The organism is Mycobacterium sp. SMC-17, from assembly GCF_045310915.1.
In the GTDB taxonomy this organism is placed as follows: Bacteria; Actinomycetota; Actinomycetes; order Mycobacteriales; family Mycobacteriaceae; genus Mycobacterium.
In genome coordinates, this window is the sequence record NZ_JBJIAK010000052.1 from 1 (window position 1) to 14,503 (window position 14,503).

Genomic DNA, 14,503 nt, shown 5'->3' on the forward strand with positions numbered 1-14,503 from the left:
ATCTACCGGAAGTACTACGGCACCCGGATGATGCTGACGCTGCTGGCCACCTTCTACGTCTCGATGGTCGCGGCGGGTTACCTTGTCGAATTGCTGTTCGGCGCAACGGGTCTCATCCCCACGCAGCGCCACGCCATGGTGATGGAGAGCGGCATCTCCTGGAACTACACCACGTGGCTCAACATCGTCTTCCTGCTGCTGGCCGCGGGTCTGGTGCTGCGCTTCGTCCGCACCGGCGGCATCCCGATGCTGCGCATGATGGGCGGCTCGCCCGACGCGGGACATGAGGGCAGCCACGAGCACCACGCCGGCCACGACCACCACTAGACGATCTTCAGCACCCGTGCCGTCGTCGTGTACGTGCGGGTCCAGGCGTTGTAGGAGATTCCGGTGGTCAGCGCGCGGCTGCCGTCGGCCGTCAACAGCGGATTGCTGCCCACCCCGGTGAGGGCGCTGCCCACCTGTGCGCCGTTGGCGGTGTTGATGACCACGAGCTGGCTCCCGGTGCTGACGACGGCGCGGGTGCCGCTGCCACTGAGGACGAGGTAGCCGTTGTCGGGCTTGAGGGTGAGGGTGCTGCCCAGCTGGAAGCCGGTGGTCGTATCGAGCACCGCCACCTGCGACGTGGGGACGCCGGTGGTGTTGAAATTGCTGCTGATGGTCATCGCCACCGCACGCCCGGTGTCGGCGCTGTACTGCACCCCGCCGTTGAGGAAACCGATGAGCGTCACGGTGTTGCCGATCTGCGCGCCGGTCGTTGTGTCGAGCACCGTCAATCGCTCGCTGTTGACGCTCGTGGCCCCGTTGTAGACAGACGTGGTGATCAGCGCCCGGCTGCCGTCGACGCTGATGAGACGGGAGCCGAATTCCTCGCCTGCGAGGTTGAGAGTGGTGCCGGTCTGGGCGCCGGTGAGGGTGTTGATCACGGCCACGTGCGTCCCGGCGTTGTCGCCGGCGATGGTGACGGCGCGGCTGCCGTCGGGCGTCATCAGCAGCGAGCGCCAGGTGCCGGGCAGGGTGACGTCGCCGATCTGGTTGCCGGTGGCGAGGTCGACGGTCGCGAGCTTGGTGGTCGTCACCTGAGTGACCGGGTCGGTCGACGTCGCGGTGATCACCATGCGGGTCCGGTCGGCGCTGAGCTCGCGGGCCCCGTCGCCGGCGACGACCAGACCGGTGCCGACCGGGGCGCCGGTGGCGGCGTCCAGGACCGCCAGCCGGGTGGTGAACGTGTTGACCGGGCCCTCCGTGCGGGCCATGAAGACGACGCGGTTGCCCGCGGCGTTGAATACCGCTGCGCCGTACGAGATGCCCTCACCGTCGAGGTCCGCGGTGGCGCCGACCTGCGCGCCGGTCGCGACGTTGATCACCGTCGCCTGCGTGGTGTAGCCCGAGGCGAAATCCCTGATCTGATTGGTGATCGCGGCCCGGCTGCCGTCGGCGTTGAGGACCGGCGGGGCCAGCTCGTTGCCGGCGATCTCGACGGTGGTGCCGAGTTGGGTGCCCGTGGTGGTGTCGAGCACCGCCACCCGTGTGGTGTCCGGGGCCTCCCAGATCGGGCGGCTGGTGGTGATCAGGGCGCGGGTGCGATCGGCAGTCAGGACGGGCGGCTCCAGACTGTTGCCGGTGACGGAGACAGTGGTGCCGGTCTGGGCGCCGGTGAGCGTGTTGATCACCGCGACCTGCGTGGTGCCCGAGCCGTAGGTGGTGGTCAGAGCGCGGCTGCCGTCGGCCGACAGCAGCTGCACGCCGACCGCGCCCGGCAGGGTGAGGGTCGTTCCGGTCTGCTTGCCGGTCGCGAGGTCGATCACCGCCAGCTGTGTCGTCGCGGTGCCCGCGGCGGTGATCACGGCCCGCGTGCCGTCGGCGCTGAATGCCGGGACGACGGGCTTGCCGGCGATGGACACCGTGCTGCCGACCTGCTTGCCGGTCGCGGTGTCGATCACCGCGACGCGGGTGGTGCTGGTCGTCGAGATGGGCGAGGGGCCGGTGATGACCAGCGCGCGAGTGCCGTCGGTGCTCAACAGGGTCGAGCCGACGCCCGAGACGCCGACGCTCCCGATCTTCGTCACCGACGTCGCGATGAGCGAGGGCGGCACGAGCACACGCACGGTGCGGTCGGTCGCGTCGGTGACGTAGACGGCGCCGCCCGGGGCGACGGCGACGGCGTGGCCACCGGCGGCATCGGTGTCGAACCGGACGGTGCTGACGACGGCCGAGGTGGCGGTGTTGATCACCGAGACGGTGTCGTTGCCGTTGGCGACGTAGGCGATGCTGCCGTCGGCGCTGACGGCCACCGAGCTGGGGGCGGGACCCACCGCGACCGCGCCGGGCAGCACGGTGCCGGTGGCGGTGTCGATGGTGGACAGCGTGCTGTTCTGGCCCGCCACATAGAGCGTGCCGCCGGTGCCCAAGGCGAGCGCGGTGGGTGAGGTGCCGACCGCGATGCCGGTGACGCCGAGGGTGCTGGTGTCGATCACCGAGACGGTATTACTGCCCTGATCGGCGACGTACACCTTCCCGGTGCCGAGCGCGAGAGCGGTCGGTTGGCTACCGACGCCGATGGTGTCGGTGACGGTGTAGGTGGTGGGGTCGACGACCGACACGGTGCCGCTGCCCTTGTTGGCCACATAGATTCGGCCGTCCGCGCCGACCGTCAAGGCGCTCGGCGTGGTGCCCACCGTGATGTCCTTCGACGACGTGCTCGGGTTGGCGTCGATGCGCTTGTAGCCGACGGTGTTGATGACCGACACCGTGCCGCTGCCGCTGTTGGCGACGTACAACCGGGTGCCGTCGGGGCTCAGCGCCAGTGCGCTCGGCGCGGTACCGACCGAGATGTCCTGCGAGAACCAGCTCGGGTTGGCGTCGATGCGCTTTCCGGTGGTGGTGTTGATGACCGAGACCGTGTTGCTGCCGGTGTTGGCGACGTACAGCCGGCCGTCGGCACCCATCACCTCCGCGCCGGGATTGGTGCCCACCGAAATCGACTTTGAGTAGTTCAGCCAGGGTGACGGGACGTTCGTCGTCGCGGCCGTGGGGACCGGCTGCGTGGCGGTCGCGACCACAGGTTGCGCCGCGGTGGCGACCACGGGCTGACTCGTCGAGGTGACCGCGGCGGGTTTCGTCTGGGCCTCGATCCGGGTGCGGGTGCCCCAGGCCGCCAGCACGGCGGCCACCGGCGAGAAGTCCGGGGCGATGGGACCACCGTTCGCCGACGACTCGAGGCTCGACGCCGACATGACACTGACCGCGCCGTTCGCCTGCGTCGGGGTGGACGTGACCGACGGCGTCACCGCCGATGTCGCGACGACCGTTGCGGCCACCGCCCGCGGTGCCGGGGCCGACACGGTTTCCACGTCGGCCTGGAGGGCGCGCGGCGTGGGCTTCTTCGTGGACCCGGTGACGGTCTTCGCGGTCGCCTGCGTCTTCGCGGGACTGTCTGCCGCCGTCGGTGTGGGTTTCGTGGCGCGCTGCTTGTCGCTGCTCGCCTTGCCCGGCGGGCGCTTGTTCTTGCCGGCATTCGCGCCGGGCTTCGTGGCGCCGGCCGCCTCGGGCGCGGCGTTCTGTGCCGGCGCCGAGGTGGCTCCGGGATTCGCCGCATCGTCGGCCCACGCCGTACCCGGTGTACTCGCGATCGCGAAACCGACCCCGAGTGCCACCGCCAGTCCCCCGACCCGTCCGACGTACGTGGCGTTGCTCATGGTCGGTCCTCTCGAGCGGCCCGAAAGAGGGACAGATGTCCCTCCTATGGGAATACCGCATGCGAGGCCGTCTGTCTGCAGTACAAACGACTGATTTCTCCCGCGTGTGCGGTTATCGCAACCTCGCGGCGAGAATCGGCTGACCCGCGCCGCCCAGCTCGTCGGCGGCTGCCGGTCGCCCCGTCATCGCCATCAGCAATGCCTCGCCCATGCCCAGCACCTCGGGTCCGCTGCCGTGCTCCCAGGCGACGTCGGTGGCCCGCAGGTGCAGCCCACGGATTCGCTTGCCCGCGCCCAGTCTCGGGTTGCCCGGGACCGCCGGCAGGATGCGTTCGAGGCGTTCGGCCGGGATGGTGCGCGGGTGTCCGAGCGCCCGGCGGATGTCCTGGTGGTGGACAGTCCCGTCGACTAGTCCGATCATCCCGTCGAACCCCGACGTGAGCCCCTGCGCACGCAGATGGGCCTCGAGGAAGTCCATCAACTGCGCGGGGGTGTAGCTCGCGAAGTCCCGCACGCCTACCTCGTTGGCGCGCACGATCCGTCCCCGGACGAAGCGCTGCAGCAGGCCGAAGATGCTGAGCTCTTCGTAGCTCACGACATGTGCGACAACGTCTTTCACCGACCACTCGGTGCACAACGTGGGGGCCTGCCAGTCAGCGTCGGACAGCGTCCGCAGATAGGCGGCGAGGTCGCGACGCTCCTCGTACGCGAGGTCCAGCATGGAACGCTGCGACGACATGGTCACGCCTCCGCGGCGACGATGTCGTGGTACCGGTTCAGGTACAGCGGCCAGCCGGCCTCGCCGTCGACACCGTCGGCCACCGATCGCCAGCCGGCGCCGTGGCGTTCCAGATGCCGGTGCTCCAGATCGACGCGCGTCCGCCCGTCGGCTTCGGCGGTGAACCGCACTTCGACCTCGCTGGTTTTGTCGGGGTCGGATTCGACCTGCCATGTCGGCCCGATGTCCCACGAGAAGACCACGAGCTTGGGCGGCTCGTAGGCCAGCACGCGTGCCCACCGGCACGTGCTGCCGTCGGTGCCCACGTCGTAGATGTGGCCGCCCACATGGGTTTCGAAGACCGTCTCCGCGATCGGGACTGCCAGCAGGTTGTGGTCGCGGGGTTTGATGGCGTCGAAGCGGCCGACGAACAACGCGAACGCCCTGTCGACCGGCGCCTCGACGACGACGCTCTTGCGGATCGGTGCCACCTCGGTCATGAATGTTTCCCTTCGTCGTCGGCCAGCTGTTTGAACGCCGTCAAGGTCTTGTCCCAGAACACGTCGAGTTCGGCCCGCAGGGCCGCGACGCCACGGGGGTCGACTTGGTAGATGCGCCGGGTGCCGACCTGCCGATCGGTCACCAGGCCGGCGCAACGCAGCACCTTGAGGTGCTGGGACACCGCCGGCCGGCTGACCGGCAGTCCCTCGGCGAGCTCGCCGACCGCGAGCGGCCCGGCGGCCAATCGTTTGAAGATCGTCCGCCGGGTGCGGTCGGCGAGAGCACCCCAGGGGTCGGCCGTTTCGTAAGTAGTCACTAACGGTAAGTCTAGGCTTACGGATATCGATTGAAAAGGGTTGCGATGGCTTTGGCTGGTGTTGACCGTCAGTCGTAGATGACGGCAAGGCCCCGGCGTTGGAGGTCGGCCAGGCCGTCGCGCATCGCCTGAATCTGCTCCGGTGAATGCCCGACCCAATCGGTGAGTTCACCGACGATGCGAACCGGCTCGCGGGTGCGGTAGGAGTGCGTCGGGTTGCCCGGCAGTTTCTTGTCCGTCACGTTGGGGTCGTCCTCCAGCTCGCCCAGCGGCTCGACGATGTAGATGCGGCAGCGACCGTCGCCGGCCGCGAGTTCGGCTCCCCAGGCCGCGGCGTCCAGTGTCCGCGTGACGTAGACGTGGTTCGAGACGCGGCCGGTCTCGTAGTTCGATTCCCACCCGGGCTGCAGCAGATCACCCACCGCGAGGTCGGCCTTGGTGCCGTGCAGCAGCGCGCCCGACTCATGCACTTCAAAAGGCTTCGGCGTGTTCGTCATGACATCCCCCATTCGTCGTACCGACTGGCCGGACGATTGTGCGGCACCACCGGGGCCTTGCCGCAAGCCCCGGGGTGTGCCATAAATTGAGAGTGGGAGGAACGTTCACGTCTGAGTTCCCCCGTGCGGCCGGCACGTGAATTGCTTTGCGCGACACGGCTTTCTTCTGACGATCACCCGGGCGGTGCATAGCCGCGATCTGCGACGAGTTCGTGCGTGAGCCGCACGAACGCGGATGCGGCCGCGCTGTGGTAGCCGCCGTCGCGGCGCAGGATCGCGACGGTCCGGGTCGGAATGGGCGGGTCCAGTGGCACCGGCGTGAGGTGCGGATGGTCGTGGGTGACGGCGTCCGGCAGCACCGTCGCCAGCGGCGTGCGCTGCACGATCTCGGTGAGGGCCTGGACGGAGTTGGCCTCGATGATGATCCGCGGGGCCACATGGTGTGCCGCGAAATAGGTGTCGATGTGGGTCCGGGTGAGGAAGTCACTGCTGAGCAGCGCCAGCTGGACATCGTCCAGCGCGCGGACCGGCAGGGGGACCGCCAGACCGGTGGCCCGCGGCCCACCGGCCACGAGGCCGAGGTGCTCGGTGAACAGCGCGGCGAACTCGATGCCGGGAACGGGAGCGCCGACGAACGCGATGCCCACGTCGAGATCGTCGGCGAGCAGGCCCGCTTCGATGCTGTCCTGGGACATCTCGACCACGGTCAGGGTGATCCCGGGATGGCGGGCGTACAGCTCGGCCGTCAGCGGGCCGATCAGATAAGTGATGAACGTCGGGGTGATGCCCAGGCGCAGGTGCCCGCGGGAGAGGTCTTGGACGTCCTCGATGGCCCGCTCGGCGGCGGCCAGTTCGCGGAGTGCGCTCCGGGCGCGCTCGGCGAAAGCGGCGCCGGCATCCGTCAGCCGGACCGTGCGGCCGCCGCGGTCGACGAGTTGCACGCCGAGCGTCGTTTCCAGCTGTTTGATCTGCTGCGAGAGCGTGGGTTGCGACACATATAGCTCCTCGGCGGCGCGGGAAAAATTGCCGTGTTCGGCAACGGCGAGGAGATACCGCAGGTGACGGAGCTCGAGTCCAGCCATGGCGCCAACTATAGATGCTGTCTATGGCAAGCGTGAAAAGTGGCTATTGGACGTTATAGGTGCTGTTCGTACATGGTGAATGCAGCAAGAAAGGAAACACCATCATGAAGAAGAACAGCCTCGGCGCCATGACAACCGGGTTGGCCGTCGGCGCATTCGCCGCGCTCACGATCGGCCTGGCCGCCCCGGCATCGGCCGACAACGGCGGGACGGTGGCACTTCCCGGCCCGGTTCCCGTGTACGCACAGGACACCTTCATCGGCGGTGCCAACCCCTACGTGCCGTTCGGCACCAACCCGATGGTGCCGTACGGCACCTGGGCGCAGCACTGACACCCGCTCGAAACACCACCCGCCCTCCGGAAGGAAGTCCCGTCATGATCCACGCACAATTCGACCCGACCGCCCGTCAGCTCCTCGCCGCCACGGCCGTCGAAGCCAAGACCCGCAAGGACCTGTCCTGGCAGCAGATCGCCGACGCGGCCGGCCTGTCGGTGGCCTTCACGACGGCCGCCGTCCTCGGCCAGCACGCGCTTCCGGAAGAGTCGGCCAAGGCCGTCGGTGAACTGCTGGGCCTGGACGATGCCGCAGTGCGGTTGCTACAGACCATCCCGACGCGCGGGTCCATCCCCGGTGGCGTGCCCACCGACCCGACCATCTACCGGTTCTACGAAATGCTGCAGGTCTACGGCACCACACTCAAGGCGCTGGTCCACGAGCAGTTCGGTGACGGCATCATCTCCGCCATCAACTTCCGGCTCGATGTGCAGAAGGTTGCTGATCCCAACGGTGGCGAACGAGCCGTCATCACCCTGGATGGCAAGTACCTGCCCACTGTGCCGTTCTGATTTCTCGCGCCGACTGCCCTAATATGGTTGTTGATGTCACGAAAATTTTCGCAACAGCAAATTCTCGTGGCAAACTAGACAGAGGCCGCTGGCAGTCGGCTTCGAGAGGATGGATGCAGCGTGGCGACGCACCTGCGCATGGCAGCGGTGACCTGGCTGGTCGCCGCACCGGTTATCAGTGTCGGCGTGGCGAGCGCTGCACCGATCGATATGCCGCTCTCTCCCAGTGTTTCTGGTGATGCAGGTGGGGACAGCTCGGGAACGTCGCGCCCGGGCCTGTCTTCCCTTGGGGACCTCCGCAAGGCGTTCGGCGGGCTGACCACCACCGCCACCACTGTCGGAACCGGTGCGCTCACCGGCTTCGGAGTCACGCCCTCTCCGGGCCAGCAACTGACGCCCAAATTCGGCGACGGCCGCAACGGCTCCAACATCTCGTCGGCGACGTCGTCCTCGAGCACGTCGGCCGCCCTGCCTTCGGGCGTCGTGAACACGACGCAGAGCGCACCGGCCAGCGAACCCGCGAGCATTGCCGAAACTCCCACCACCGCGCCGTCGGTCCAGTCGGTCTCCGTACCGTTGGCCGCGGCGAGTGCCGCGGCCGGTCAGACCGCACTCGTCGTGGCGGATGCGCCACTGGCGCCGGTGACGGCGCTGACGGGGCCGCTGCCGGCAGCATTGGGTGAACCGATCCGAACCGTGGCCGCGTTGCCGGGGTTTGCTGTCGCGCAAGCGCTGCCCGTGGTCGACGGGTGGGCCTCCGCCGTGGCCGAGCTGTCGTCGCCGGTCGGCACGCCGGTGACCGGAGTGCCGCGCGCCGTGTCCACCGGCCGCGACTTCGGGACCCGCGTCGAGCCCGTGGCATCCGGTGGGGCGCAGACGGATTCGCGTTTCGCCGGCCACTCCGGCGGCACCGGGGAACTGCCGGGGCGCGCCCCGGCACCGGCTGACCGGGTGTTCGCGGCCGACAACGCGATCGTCGCGGCGGCGCCGTACCGGGCCGGCTATTCCGACGACCTCCGCGCGGCCGGCCTGAGTGAGGTCGCCGCTGTCGCAGTTCCGGGTTTCACCGGCCTGTTGGTGCTGACCGGCGCCGGTGGGCTGATCGGCTTCCGGCAGGCCCGCGCAGGTCGCGCGATGCACGGCGGCACCCTCAATCGATTCGCGGCGCAGTAGCCCCGCGGCCCGTCCACCGTTCACGGCGCAGAGCCCGCTCTGCGTCGTGAATTGCTTTGTCGCGGAGGGTATTCGGCCGCGGGCGCGGTGGTGTTGCCCAAACATCTTGGCGGGCACCATCTTTGGCTGAATTGCCTGGTCAGCACGGCGCCGCCCGGCGGTGCTGAAATCACCGGGAATCTGGGCCTATCACACATCGGCGGGCGTTTGCCAGCCGACACGCCGAAGTGTCGCTCTGGTGAAATCGAGACGAGCTCCATCCGACGTGCAAAGAGCCCGGCCGACCGCTTACTCTGATGCAGTACCTCGAGTACATCCATCCGACAATCCCTGGCCGAAGCCGAACTTTGGAGCTGTGTTGACCTCATCCCGCCGTGTTCGTGGCGCCTGGCTGGCCGCTGCGTTGGCCGTCCTTGCCGTGCTCGGTGGGACCGTGGTGTCGTCGACGTCGCGCTGCCAGGAAGGTTGCAAGGTGGTCGCCGCGTCGCGCGACCTGTCCGTGTCGCAGCCCGCCGCTCCCGAGCCCGCCGTCGTGCGCGTCTCGCCGGCCGGCGGGGCGAAGAACGTCAGCCCCGCGGCGCCCGTCAACGTCACCGCGGCGAGCGGCACGATCACCGCCGTGTCGATGGTCAACGGCGCCGGAAAAGAGATTCCCGGGACGCTCTCGCCCGACGCCAAGACCTGGACGCCCGCCGAGCAACTGGGCTACGGCCGCAAGTACACGATGACCATCGAGGCGCGCGGCCCCTCCGGCATGCCGTCGCGGCAGACGTCGAGCTTCACCACGCTGGACCCCACCTACCAGACGGCGGTGTACCTCAACACCGTTTCCGGTGCGCAGCTGCAGGAGGGCGGGACCTACGGCGTCGGCGTCGTGGTCACCGCGCACTTCGACGAGAAGATCGAGGACAAAGCCGCCGCGGAGCGCAACCTCGTCGTCACCACCAACCCGCCGGTTACCGGCTCGTGGCACTGGGTCGACGACGCCAACGCCCATTGGCGGCCGGAGAAGTACTACGCGCCGAACACCACGGTCAGCGTCGCGGCCAAGATTTACGGCGTCCGGCTGGGCGAGGACACCTACGGCCAGCAGGACGAGCATGTCTCGTTCCGGATCGGCAACGCCCACGTCTCCGTCGCCGACGACCACACCCACCAGGTCAGCGTCTTCGACAACGGCCAACTGGTGCGCACCATGCCGACCTCGATGGGCATGGGCGGCACCGAGACGATCGGCAACACCGTCATCTCGTTCTGGACCCCGCCCGGTGTCTACACCGTGATGGACAAGGCCAACCCGGTGATCATGGACTCGTCGACGTTCGGATTGCCGACCAGTAGCCGCCTCGGCTACAAGGAGACCATCCCGTGGGCCACCCGGATCAGCCATGACGGCATCTACCTGCACCAGCTGAACTCCACCATCTGGGCGCAGGGCAAACAGAACACCTCGCACGGCTGCCTCAACCTGAACAGCGAGAATGCCAAGTGGTTCTACGACTTCTCCGTGCCCGGCGACGTCGTCGAGATCAAGTACACCGGTGGCCCGCCGCAGATGCTGAGCCAGAACGGCGACTGGAGCATGCCGTGGGATCAATGGGTCCGCGGCTCCGCCCTGCCGCCGCCGCCTGTGACCGCGGCGCCCGTCGCGGCCCCGCTGCCGCCGCGCTAGCTACCGCGCGAAGACAGTCGCGGCCAAGTGTGAACTATCTCACAATGACCCGGATTCGGGCGTAGCCTGAGGGCATCTTCGGCAAGGAGGGAGATGCGAATGAAGGGCGCACACCATGATCCGGTGGATCATTCCCGAACCACCCAGCCGCATGCCGGTGAATCCTTCATCGACACGTTGTGGCTGCCTGGCCTGGGCCTGATCGCACTGGGCATCGTCACCATCGCCGGCTTCGTCTTCGCAACCGCGTTCGGTCACACGGGGCTCGAGCTACCGCTCGGCCTCATCGCCGGCGCGCTGGTCACCGCGGGAGCGCTCGTCATCACGTTCGAGCACCTGCGGGTCAAGCGAGTCGAGGAACGGTGGCTGGCCGAACATCCCGAACGGCGTCTGCACGCGGGCTGATCGGCTGAGGCCTAGCGCGGCAGCAGCCGCAGAATCTCCGGCGTCCGCGGATCGAGGATGTCGTCGAAGTCGTGGTGCTTCTCGACGTACGCCTTGACCATCGGGCAGATCGCCACGATGCGCTTGCCCTGCTGCCGCGTGGTCGCCAGCGCCTGAGCGATCAGGACGCTGGCCAGCCCGCGCCCGCCGAACGCCGGATCGATCTCGGTGTGGTAGAAAACCCGCTGCTCGCCGTGCTCGATGAAAGCCGTCAGCCCCACGGGCTTTCCGTCGACCGCGATGCTGAATCGGTCGGCTTCCTGGGTCACCTCGACAGGTTCGCCGTTCTTGTCGGTGAGCATCACTCGGGCCTTTCCTCCGGTGGGTGGTTTCCGCGGGACCAGACGGGTGGTCGGTAGCGGGGGAGCGGGCAGCCGCGCCGGCTCACCCTGATAACCGAGGACTTCACCGAACTGTTCCGACTCGGCCTGCCATTGATTGCGGTATTCGACGATCTCGTCGTGCGTGCGTCCGACGAAGTTCCACCACATCAGCAGTTCTTCGGTGAACGGCGTGCCGCCGAGAATGACGGCCCGAGCCGGTTCGGTTCCGGTGTTGGCGAGGGTCAGACGCGTGGATCCGACGCCCTGATAGGCCATTTCGTACGGCTGGACCGGCGTATCGGCGACGGTCAGCGCGCCCTGGTCGAGCAGCACGGCGTGCTCGAAGGTGGGGTCGACGTCGAACTCGACGGTGGTGCCGGCGGGCAGATCGACCTGCGCACCGAGCAGCGGCGTATGCGTGTGCACCGGTGACCGCTGTCCGGCCAGCGTCCCCAGGAACACCGACACCGTGGCGCCGCCGAAGGAAACCGGCTGTGGCGCATAGTGGTCGAAGTTTCGGGGACCGTGGCGGGCGGCGTCGGGCAGTGCGACCCACAGCTGGACGCCGTGCAGGATCGTCGTCGCCGGCGTGGAGACCTCGGAGTGACAGATGCCGGCGCCGGCCGTCATCAGGTTCAGCTCACCGGGCCGCACCATCTCGTGGATGCCATGCGAATCGCGGTGCTCGATCTCGCCGCTGAACAACCAGCTGACCGTCTGCAGACCCGTGTGCGGGTGCGGCGGAACATCCATCCCGGCCTTGACGCGCACGTCTTCCGGGCCGTAGTGGTCGGCGAAACACCACGCGCCGACCAGCGAGCGGTCGCGCTGCGGCAAGGTGCGACGGACCATCATGGCCCGCGGCCCGCCCAGCGGCACCTCACGCGGCTCCAGAATCTCGATGCGGTTGGGAGGCCCGGCGGCACAGTCGTATTCGACGGGGTCTGCCTCAAGATTGCTCACGATTCGCCTTCCCGGCTGCGTACCATCGTCGCGTTCGCTCAGACCATACCCGCGCCGTCCTGGCCACAACCTGAAAGTAGGCAATGGACACCACCGAACCGGGCCCTGCGCACGTGCACATCGACAAGCAGTCGCCCCACGCCTACCGGACGTTGGTGGCGGTCGCGACCGCGGTCACGAAGACCGCTGCCGAGGCCGGGTTGTCGCCGGCGCTGGTGGAGCTGATCAACACCCGCGTCTCCCTGATCAACGGCTGCCCGTCGTGCCTGGAGATCCATCACCGCCGCGCGGTCAAGGCCGGTGTCACCGACAAACAGCTGGCGACGCTGCGCGCCTGGCGGGACACCGAGCTGTTCTCCGAGCACGAACGCGCCGCGCTACGGCTCGCCGAGATCACCACGACGCTGCCCGACCACGACACCGCCGAGCGCGAATACGCAAGGGCGCGAGCGGTACTGAACGACGACGAGATTTCCGCGGTGATCTGGGTGGCCACCGCGATCAACGCCTTCAACCGGGTGTCGATCCTGAGCCGGCACCCGGTGCGGCCCTAGGTACCGGCCCGCAGCCGGTCCCGCAGGCCCGACGCGCGCAGCGCCTGCCGCTGCACCGCGGCCCGCACCTCGTCGGCCGACCCGACGATGCGCACCTTCTTCTTCGCGCGCGTGACCGCGGTGTAGAACAGCTCGCGGGTCAGCAACCGGGAGTCGGCCGGCGGCAGGATCACCGTCACCTCGTCGGCCTGCGAGCCCTGGCTCTTGTGGATGGTCAACGCGTACATGGTCTCGACATCGGCGATCCGGCTCGGCGAGAACCGTTGCGTCGCAGTCGCACCCGCGACGTACACCTGGACACCGTCCGGGCCCGCGGCGACCAGGCCGGTGTCGCCGTTGTAGATGCCCAGCGCGTAGTCGTTGGCGGTGACGAGCAGCGGGCGGCCGGGGTACCACGGCGACCAGGTGGCCTGTCCGGTCTCGTCGGTGATCCAGCGCTCCACCTGACGATTCCAGTGCCGCACGCCGTAGGGCCCGTCGCGGTGCGCGCACAGCAGGCGGTGTTCGTCCATGGCCGTGAGGCCGTCGGCCCCGGCGCCCAGCAGCGCGCAGGCACGTACCTTCAGCGCGTGGCCCACCAGAACGGGTCGCAGCGCCGCGGCCGGCTCGGGATCCTCGATGAACTCGATGGCCGCATCACCGGCCCGCAGGAGTGTGAGTACCTCGTCGGCGTCACCGGACCGGATCGCTTCGGCCAGCCCGCCGATCGACGCCCCGAACCGGTGTGTGGTGTGCAGCGCCGCGATGCGGATGGACGGGTGGTCGGTGAGGCCGTCGACCAGATCGGCCAGCACGGCACCCGCCTGCACCGAGGTCAACTGGTCGGGGTCGCCGACCAGCAGCAGCCGGGTGTCGGGGCGAACAGCCTCGAGCAACCGGGCCATGAGCGTCAGGGACACCATCGACGTCTCGTCGACGACGACGACGTCGTGCGGCAACCGGTTGCCGCGATGGTGCTTGAACCGCGATGCGCTGTCGGGCCGCCCGCCGAGCAACCGGTGCAGGGTGACGGCCCGCAGCCCGCTGAGCCGTTCCCGGTCCGCCGAGTCGAGTTTGGCCACCTCGGCCGAGACGGCCTCCTGCAGCCGGGCGGCAGCCTTTCCGGTGGGCGCCGCGAGCGCGATCCGCAGCCGCCCCGGGTGCGCGGCCTGCGCCAGCAGTGCGAGCAACCGGGCCACGGTCGTCGTCTTGCCGGTCCCGGGGCCACCGGTCAGCACCGTCACCGGCTGCGTCAGCGCCAGTTGTGCGGCGGCCCGCTGTTCGGCGTAACCCGGTGGCGGGAAGAGCCGTTCGAGTTCGGTGTCGTCGACCGACCGCGACGGTTGCGCCGACAGTGCCAGCAGGTCGGTGCACACCTGCTGTTCTTCGCGCCAGTAACGGTCCAGGTACAGCAACCGCGCGTGGTCCAGCCGGATGGCCTTGCCCGTCAACGGACTATCCGCGACGGCGGCGATCAGCTCGCCGGGTGCCGGCCAGGGCAGGTCACCGCCGATGTCGTCGGCGACGGTGGTGAGGTCGACGCACACCGAGCCTTCCCGCAGCGCCCGGATCGCCAGCCCGACCGCGAGGGCGACGACATCGCGCGTCTCCTCGGCCAGCGCGCAACACCGCTGGGCCACATGCACATCGGCGGCGTTCAGCACGCCGGCGGCGTTGAAGGTCGCCAGCAGCCCGGTGGCCGCGGGCACCTGCCGCCAGTCCATGGGGTCGGGCAG

Annotated in this window: 14 protein-coding genes and 2 pseudogenes; 7 read left to right on the plus strand and 9 right to left on the minus strand. The window is 68.7% G+C overall.

What is annotated here, in order from left to right; translation table 11 throughout:
* Positions 1-327: pseudogene (locus tag ACJH7A_RS25025) on the plus strand (permease); the annotation flags it as partial.
* Here ACJH7A_RS25025 and ACJH7A_RS25030 read toward each other — a convergent pair.
* From ACJH7A_RS25030 to cynR, 6 genes are all read right to left on the minus strand, one after another.
* Entirely contained in the window at positions 324-3,698 is a 3,375-nt protein-coding gene (locus ACJH7A_RS25030; RefSeq protein ID WP_212806985.1) for a YncE family protein, read from the minus strand. The pseudogene ACJH7A_RS25025 and the gene ACJH7A_RS25030 sit on opposite strands and share 4 nt — an antisense overlap.
* 112 nt (positions 3,699-3,810) lie before the next feature.
* Positions 3,811-4,437, minus strand: a complete 627-nt coding sequence (locus ACJH7A_RS25035; RefSeq protein ID WP_406802890.1) for a maleylpyruvate isomerase family mycothiol-dependent enzyme — start codon at positions 4,435-4,437, stop codon at positions 3,811-3,813.
* A 2-nt stretch (positions 4,438-4,439) separates the two neighbouring features.
* A complete protein-coding gene (locus tag ACJH7A_RS25040) occupies positions 4,440-4,916 on the minus strand; it encodes an SRPBCC family protein (protein WP_212806983.1) in 477 nt (158 codons plus the stop codon).
* Positions 4,913-5,233: a helix-turn-helix transcriptional regulator gene (locus ACJH7A_RS25045; RefSeq protein ID WP_212806982.1), complete on the minus strand. Its 321-nt coding sequence runs from the start codon at positions 5,231-5,233 to the stop codon at positions 4,913-4,915. Before ACJH7A_RS25045 ends, ACJH7A_RS25040 begins: the two co-directional genes overlap by 4 nt.
* A gap of 68 nt (positions 5,234-5,301) precedes the next feature.
* The gene (gene arr / locus ACJH7A_RS25050) at positions 5,302-5,742 is read right to left on the minus strand and encodes an NAD(+)--rifampin ADP-ribosyltransferase (RefSeq protein WP_371824483.1); all 441 of its coding nucleotides are present in this window, start codon (positions 5,740-5,742) and stop codon (positions 5,302-5,304) included.
* Between the two features lie 161 nt (positions 5,743-5,903).
* Positions 5,904-6,812 carry a transcriptional regulator CynR gene (gene cynR / locus ACJH7A_RS25055; RefSeq protein WP_212806980.1) on the minus strand — a complete coding sequence of 303 codons (909 nt, stop codon included), beginning with the start codon at positions 6,810-6,812 and terminating at the stop codon, positions 5,904-5,906.
* A 104-nt stretch (positions 6,813-6,916) separates the two neighbouring features.
* Here cynR and ACJH7A_RS25060 point away from each other — a divergent pair, with 104 nt between their 5' ends.
* From ACJH7A_RS25060 to usfY, 5 genes are all read left to right on the plus strand, one after another.
* Positions 6,917-7,144: a hypothetical protein gene (locus ACJH7A_RS25060; protein WP_244872772.1), complete on the plus strand. Its 228-nt coding sequence runs from the start codon at positions 6,917-6,919 to the stop codon at positions 7,142-7,144.
* Between the two features lie 44 nt (positions 7,145-7,188).
* Positions 7,189-7,659 (plus strand): cyanase, encoded by a 471-nt coding sequence (cynS, locus tag ACJH7A_RS25065; RefSeq protein ID WP_212806979.1) that lies wholly within the window; start codon positions 7,189-7,191, stop codon positions 7,657-7,659.
* A gap of 120 nt (positions 7,660-7,779) precedes the next feature.
* Positions 7,780-8,832, plus strand: a complete 1,053-nt coding sequence (locus ACJH7A_RS25070) for a hypothetical protein (RefSeq protein WP_212806978.1) — start codon at positions 7,780-7,782, stop codon at positions 8,830-8,832.
* A 355-nt stretch (positions 8,833-9,187) separates the two neighbouring features.
* Positions 9,188-10,504 carry an Ig-like domain-containing protein gene (locus tag ACJH7A_RS25075; RefSeq protein WP_212806977.1) on the plus strand — a complete coding sequence of 439 codons (1,317 nt, stop codon included), beginning with the start codon at positions 9,188-9,190 and terminating at the stop codon, positions 10,502-10,504.
* Between the two features lie 99 nt (positions 10,505-10,603).
* Positions 10,604-10,909: a protein UsfY gene (gene usfY, locus ACJH7A_RS25080; RefSeq protein ID WP_212806976.1), complete on the plus strand. Its 306-nt coding sequence runs from the start codon at positions 10,604-10,606 to the stop codon at positions 10,907-10,909.
* 11 nt (positions 10,910-10,920) lie between these two features.
* Here the strand turns inward: usfY and ACJH7A_RS25085 are convergent, their stop codons facing one another.
* Together ACJH7A_RS25085 and ACJH7A_RS25090 are read right to left on the minus strand one after the other, a co-directional pair.
* Complete coding sequence (locus ACJH7A_RS25085) at positions 10,921-11,250, minus strand: GNAT family N-acetyltransferase (protein WP_225433725.1); 330 nt, start codon at positions 11,248-11,250, stop codon at positions 10,921-10,923.
* Between the two features lie 18 nt (positions 11,251-11,268).
* A pseudogene (locus ACJH7A_RS25090) lies at positions 11,269-12,234 on the minus strand (pirin family protein); the annotation flags it as partial.
* 83 nt (positions 12,235-12,317) lie between these two features.
* Between ACJH7A_RS25090 and ACJH7A_RS25095 the strand changes: the two are divergent.
* Positions 12,318-12,788, plus strand: a complete 471-nt coding sequence (locus ACJH7A_RS25095; protein WP_212806974.1) for a carboxymuconolactone decarboxylase family protein — start codon at positions 12,318-12,320, stop codon at positions 12,786-12,788.
* Here the strand turns inward: ACJH7A_RS25095 and recD are convergent.
* Entirely contained in the window at positions 12,785-14,491 is a 1,707-nt protein-coding gene (gene recD, locus ACJH7A_RS25100; protein ID WP_371824581.1) for an exodeoxyribonuclease V subunit alpha, read from the minus strand. The genes ACJH7A_RS25095 and recD overlap by 4 nt on opposite strands.
* Positions 14,492-14,503: the final 12 nt, after the last annotated feature.

Bases quoted from the DNA above. Each gene is read 5' to 3' on its own strand.
- ACJH7A_RS25030 (WP_212806985.1), bottom strand. From the start codon at position 3,698: ATGAGCAACGCCACGTACGTCGGACGGGTCGGGGGACTGGCGGTGGCA.
- ACJH7A_RS25035 (WP_406802890.1), bottom strand. From the start codon at position 4,437: ATGTCGTCGCAGCGTTCCATGCTGGACCTCGCGTACGAGGAGCGTCGC.
- ACJH7A_RS25040 (WP_212806983.1), bottom strand. From the start codon at position 4,916: ATGACCGAGGTGGCACCGATCCGCAAGAGCGTCGTCGTCGAGGCGCCG.
- arr (WP_371824483.1), bottom strand. From the start codon at position 5,742: ATGGGGGATGTCATGACGAACACGCCGAAGCCTTTTGAAGTGCATGAG.
- cynR (WP_212806980.1), bottom strand. From the start codon at position 6,812: ATGGCTGGACTCGAGCTCCGTCACCTGCGGTATCTCCTCGCCGTTGCC.
- ACJH7A_RS25060 (WP_244872772.1), top strand. From the start codon at position 6,917: ATGAAGAAGAACAGCCTCGGCGCCATGACAACCGGGTTGGCCGTCGGC.
- cynS (WP_212806979.1), top strand. From the start codon at position 7,189: ATGATCCACGCACAATTCGACCCGACCGCCCGTCAGCTCCTCGCCGCC.
- usfY (WP_212806976.1), top strand. From the start codon at position 10,604: ATGAAGGGCGCACACCATGATCCGGTGGATCATTCCCGAACCACCCAG.
- ACJH7A_RS25085 (WP_225433725.1), bottom strand. From the start codon at position 11,250: ATGCTCACCGACAAGAACGGCGAACCTGTCGAGGTGACCCAGGAAGCC.
- ACJH7A_RS25095 (WP_212806974.1), top strand. From the start codon at position 12,318: ATGGACACCACCGAACCGGGCCCTGCGCACGTGCACATCGACAAGCAG.
- recD (WP_371824581.1), bottom strand. From the start codon at position 14,491: ATGGACTGGCGGCAGGTGCCCGCGGCCACCGGGCTGCTGGCGACCTTC.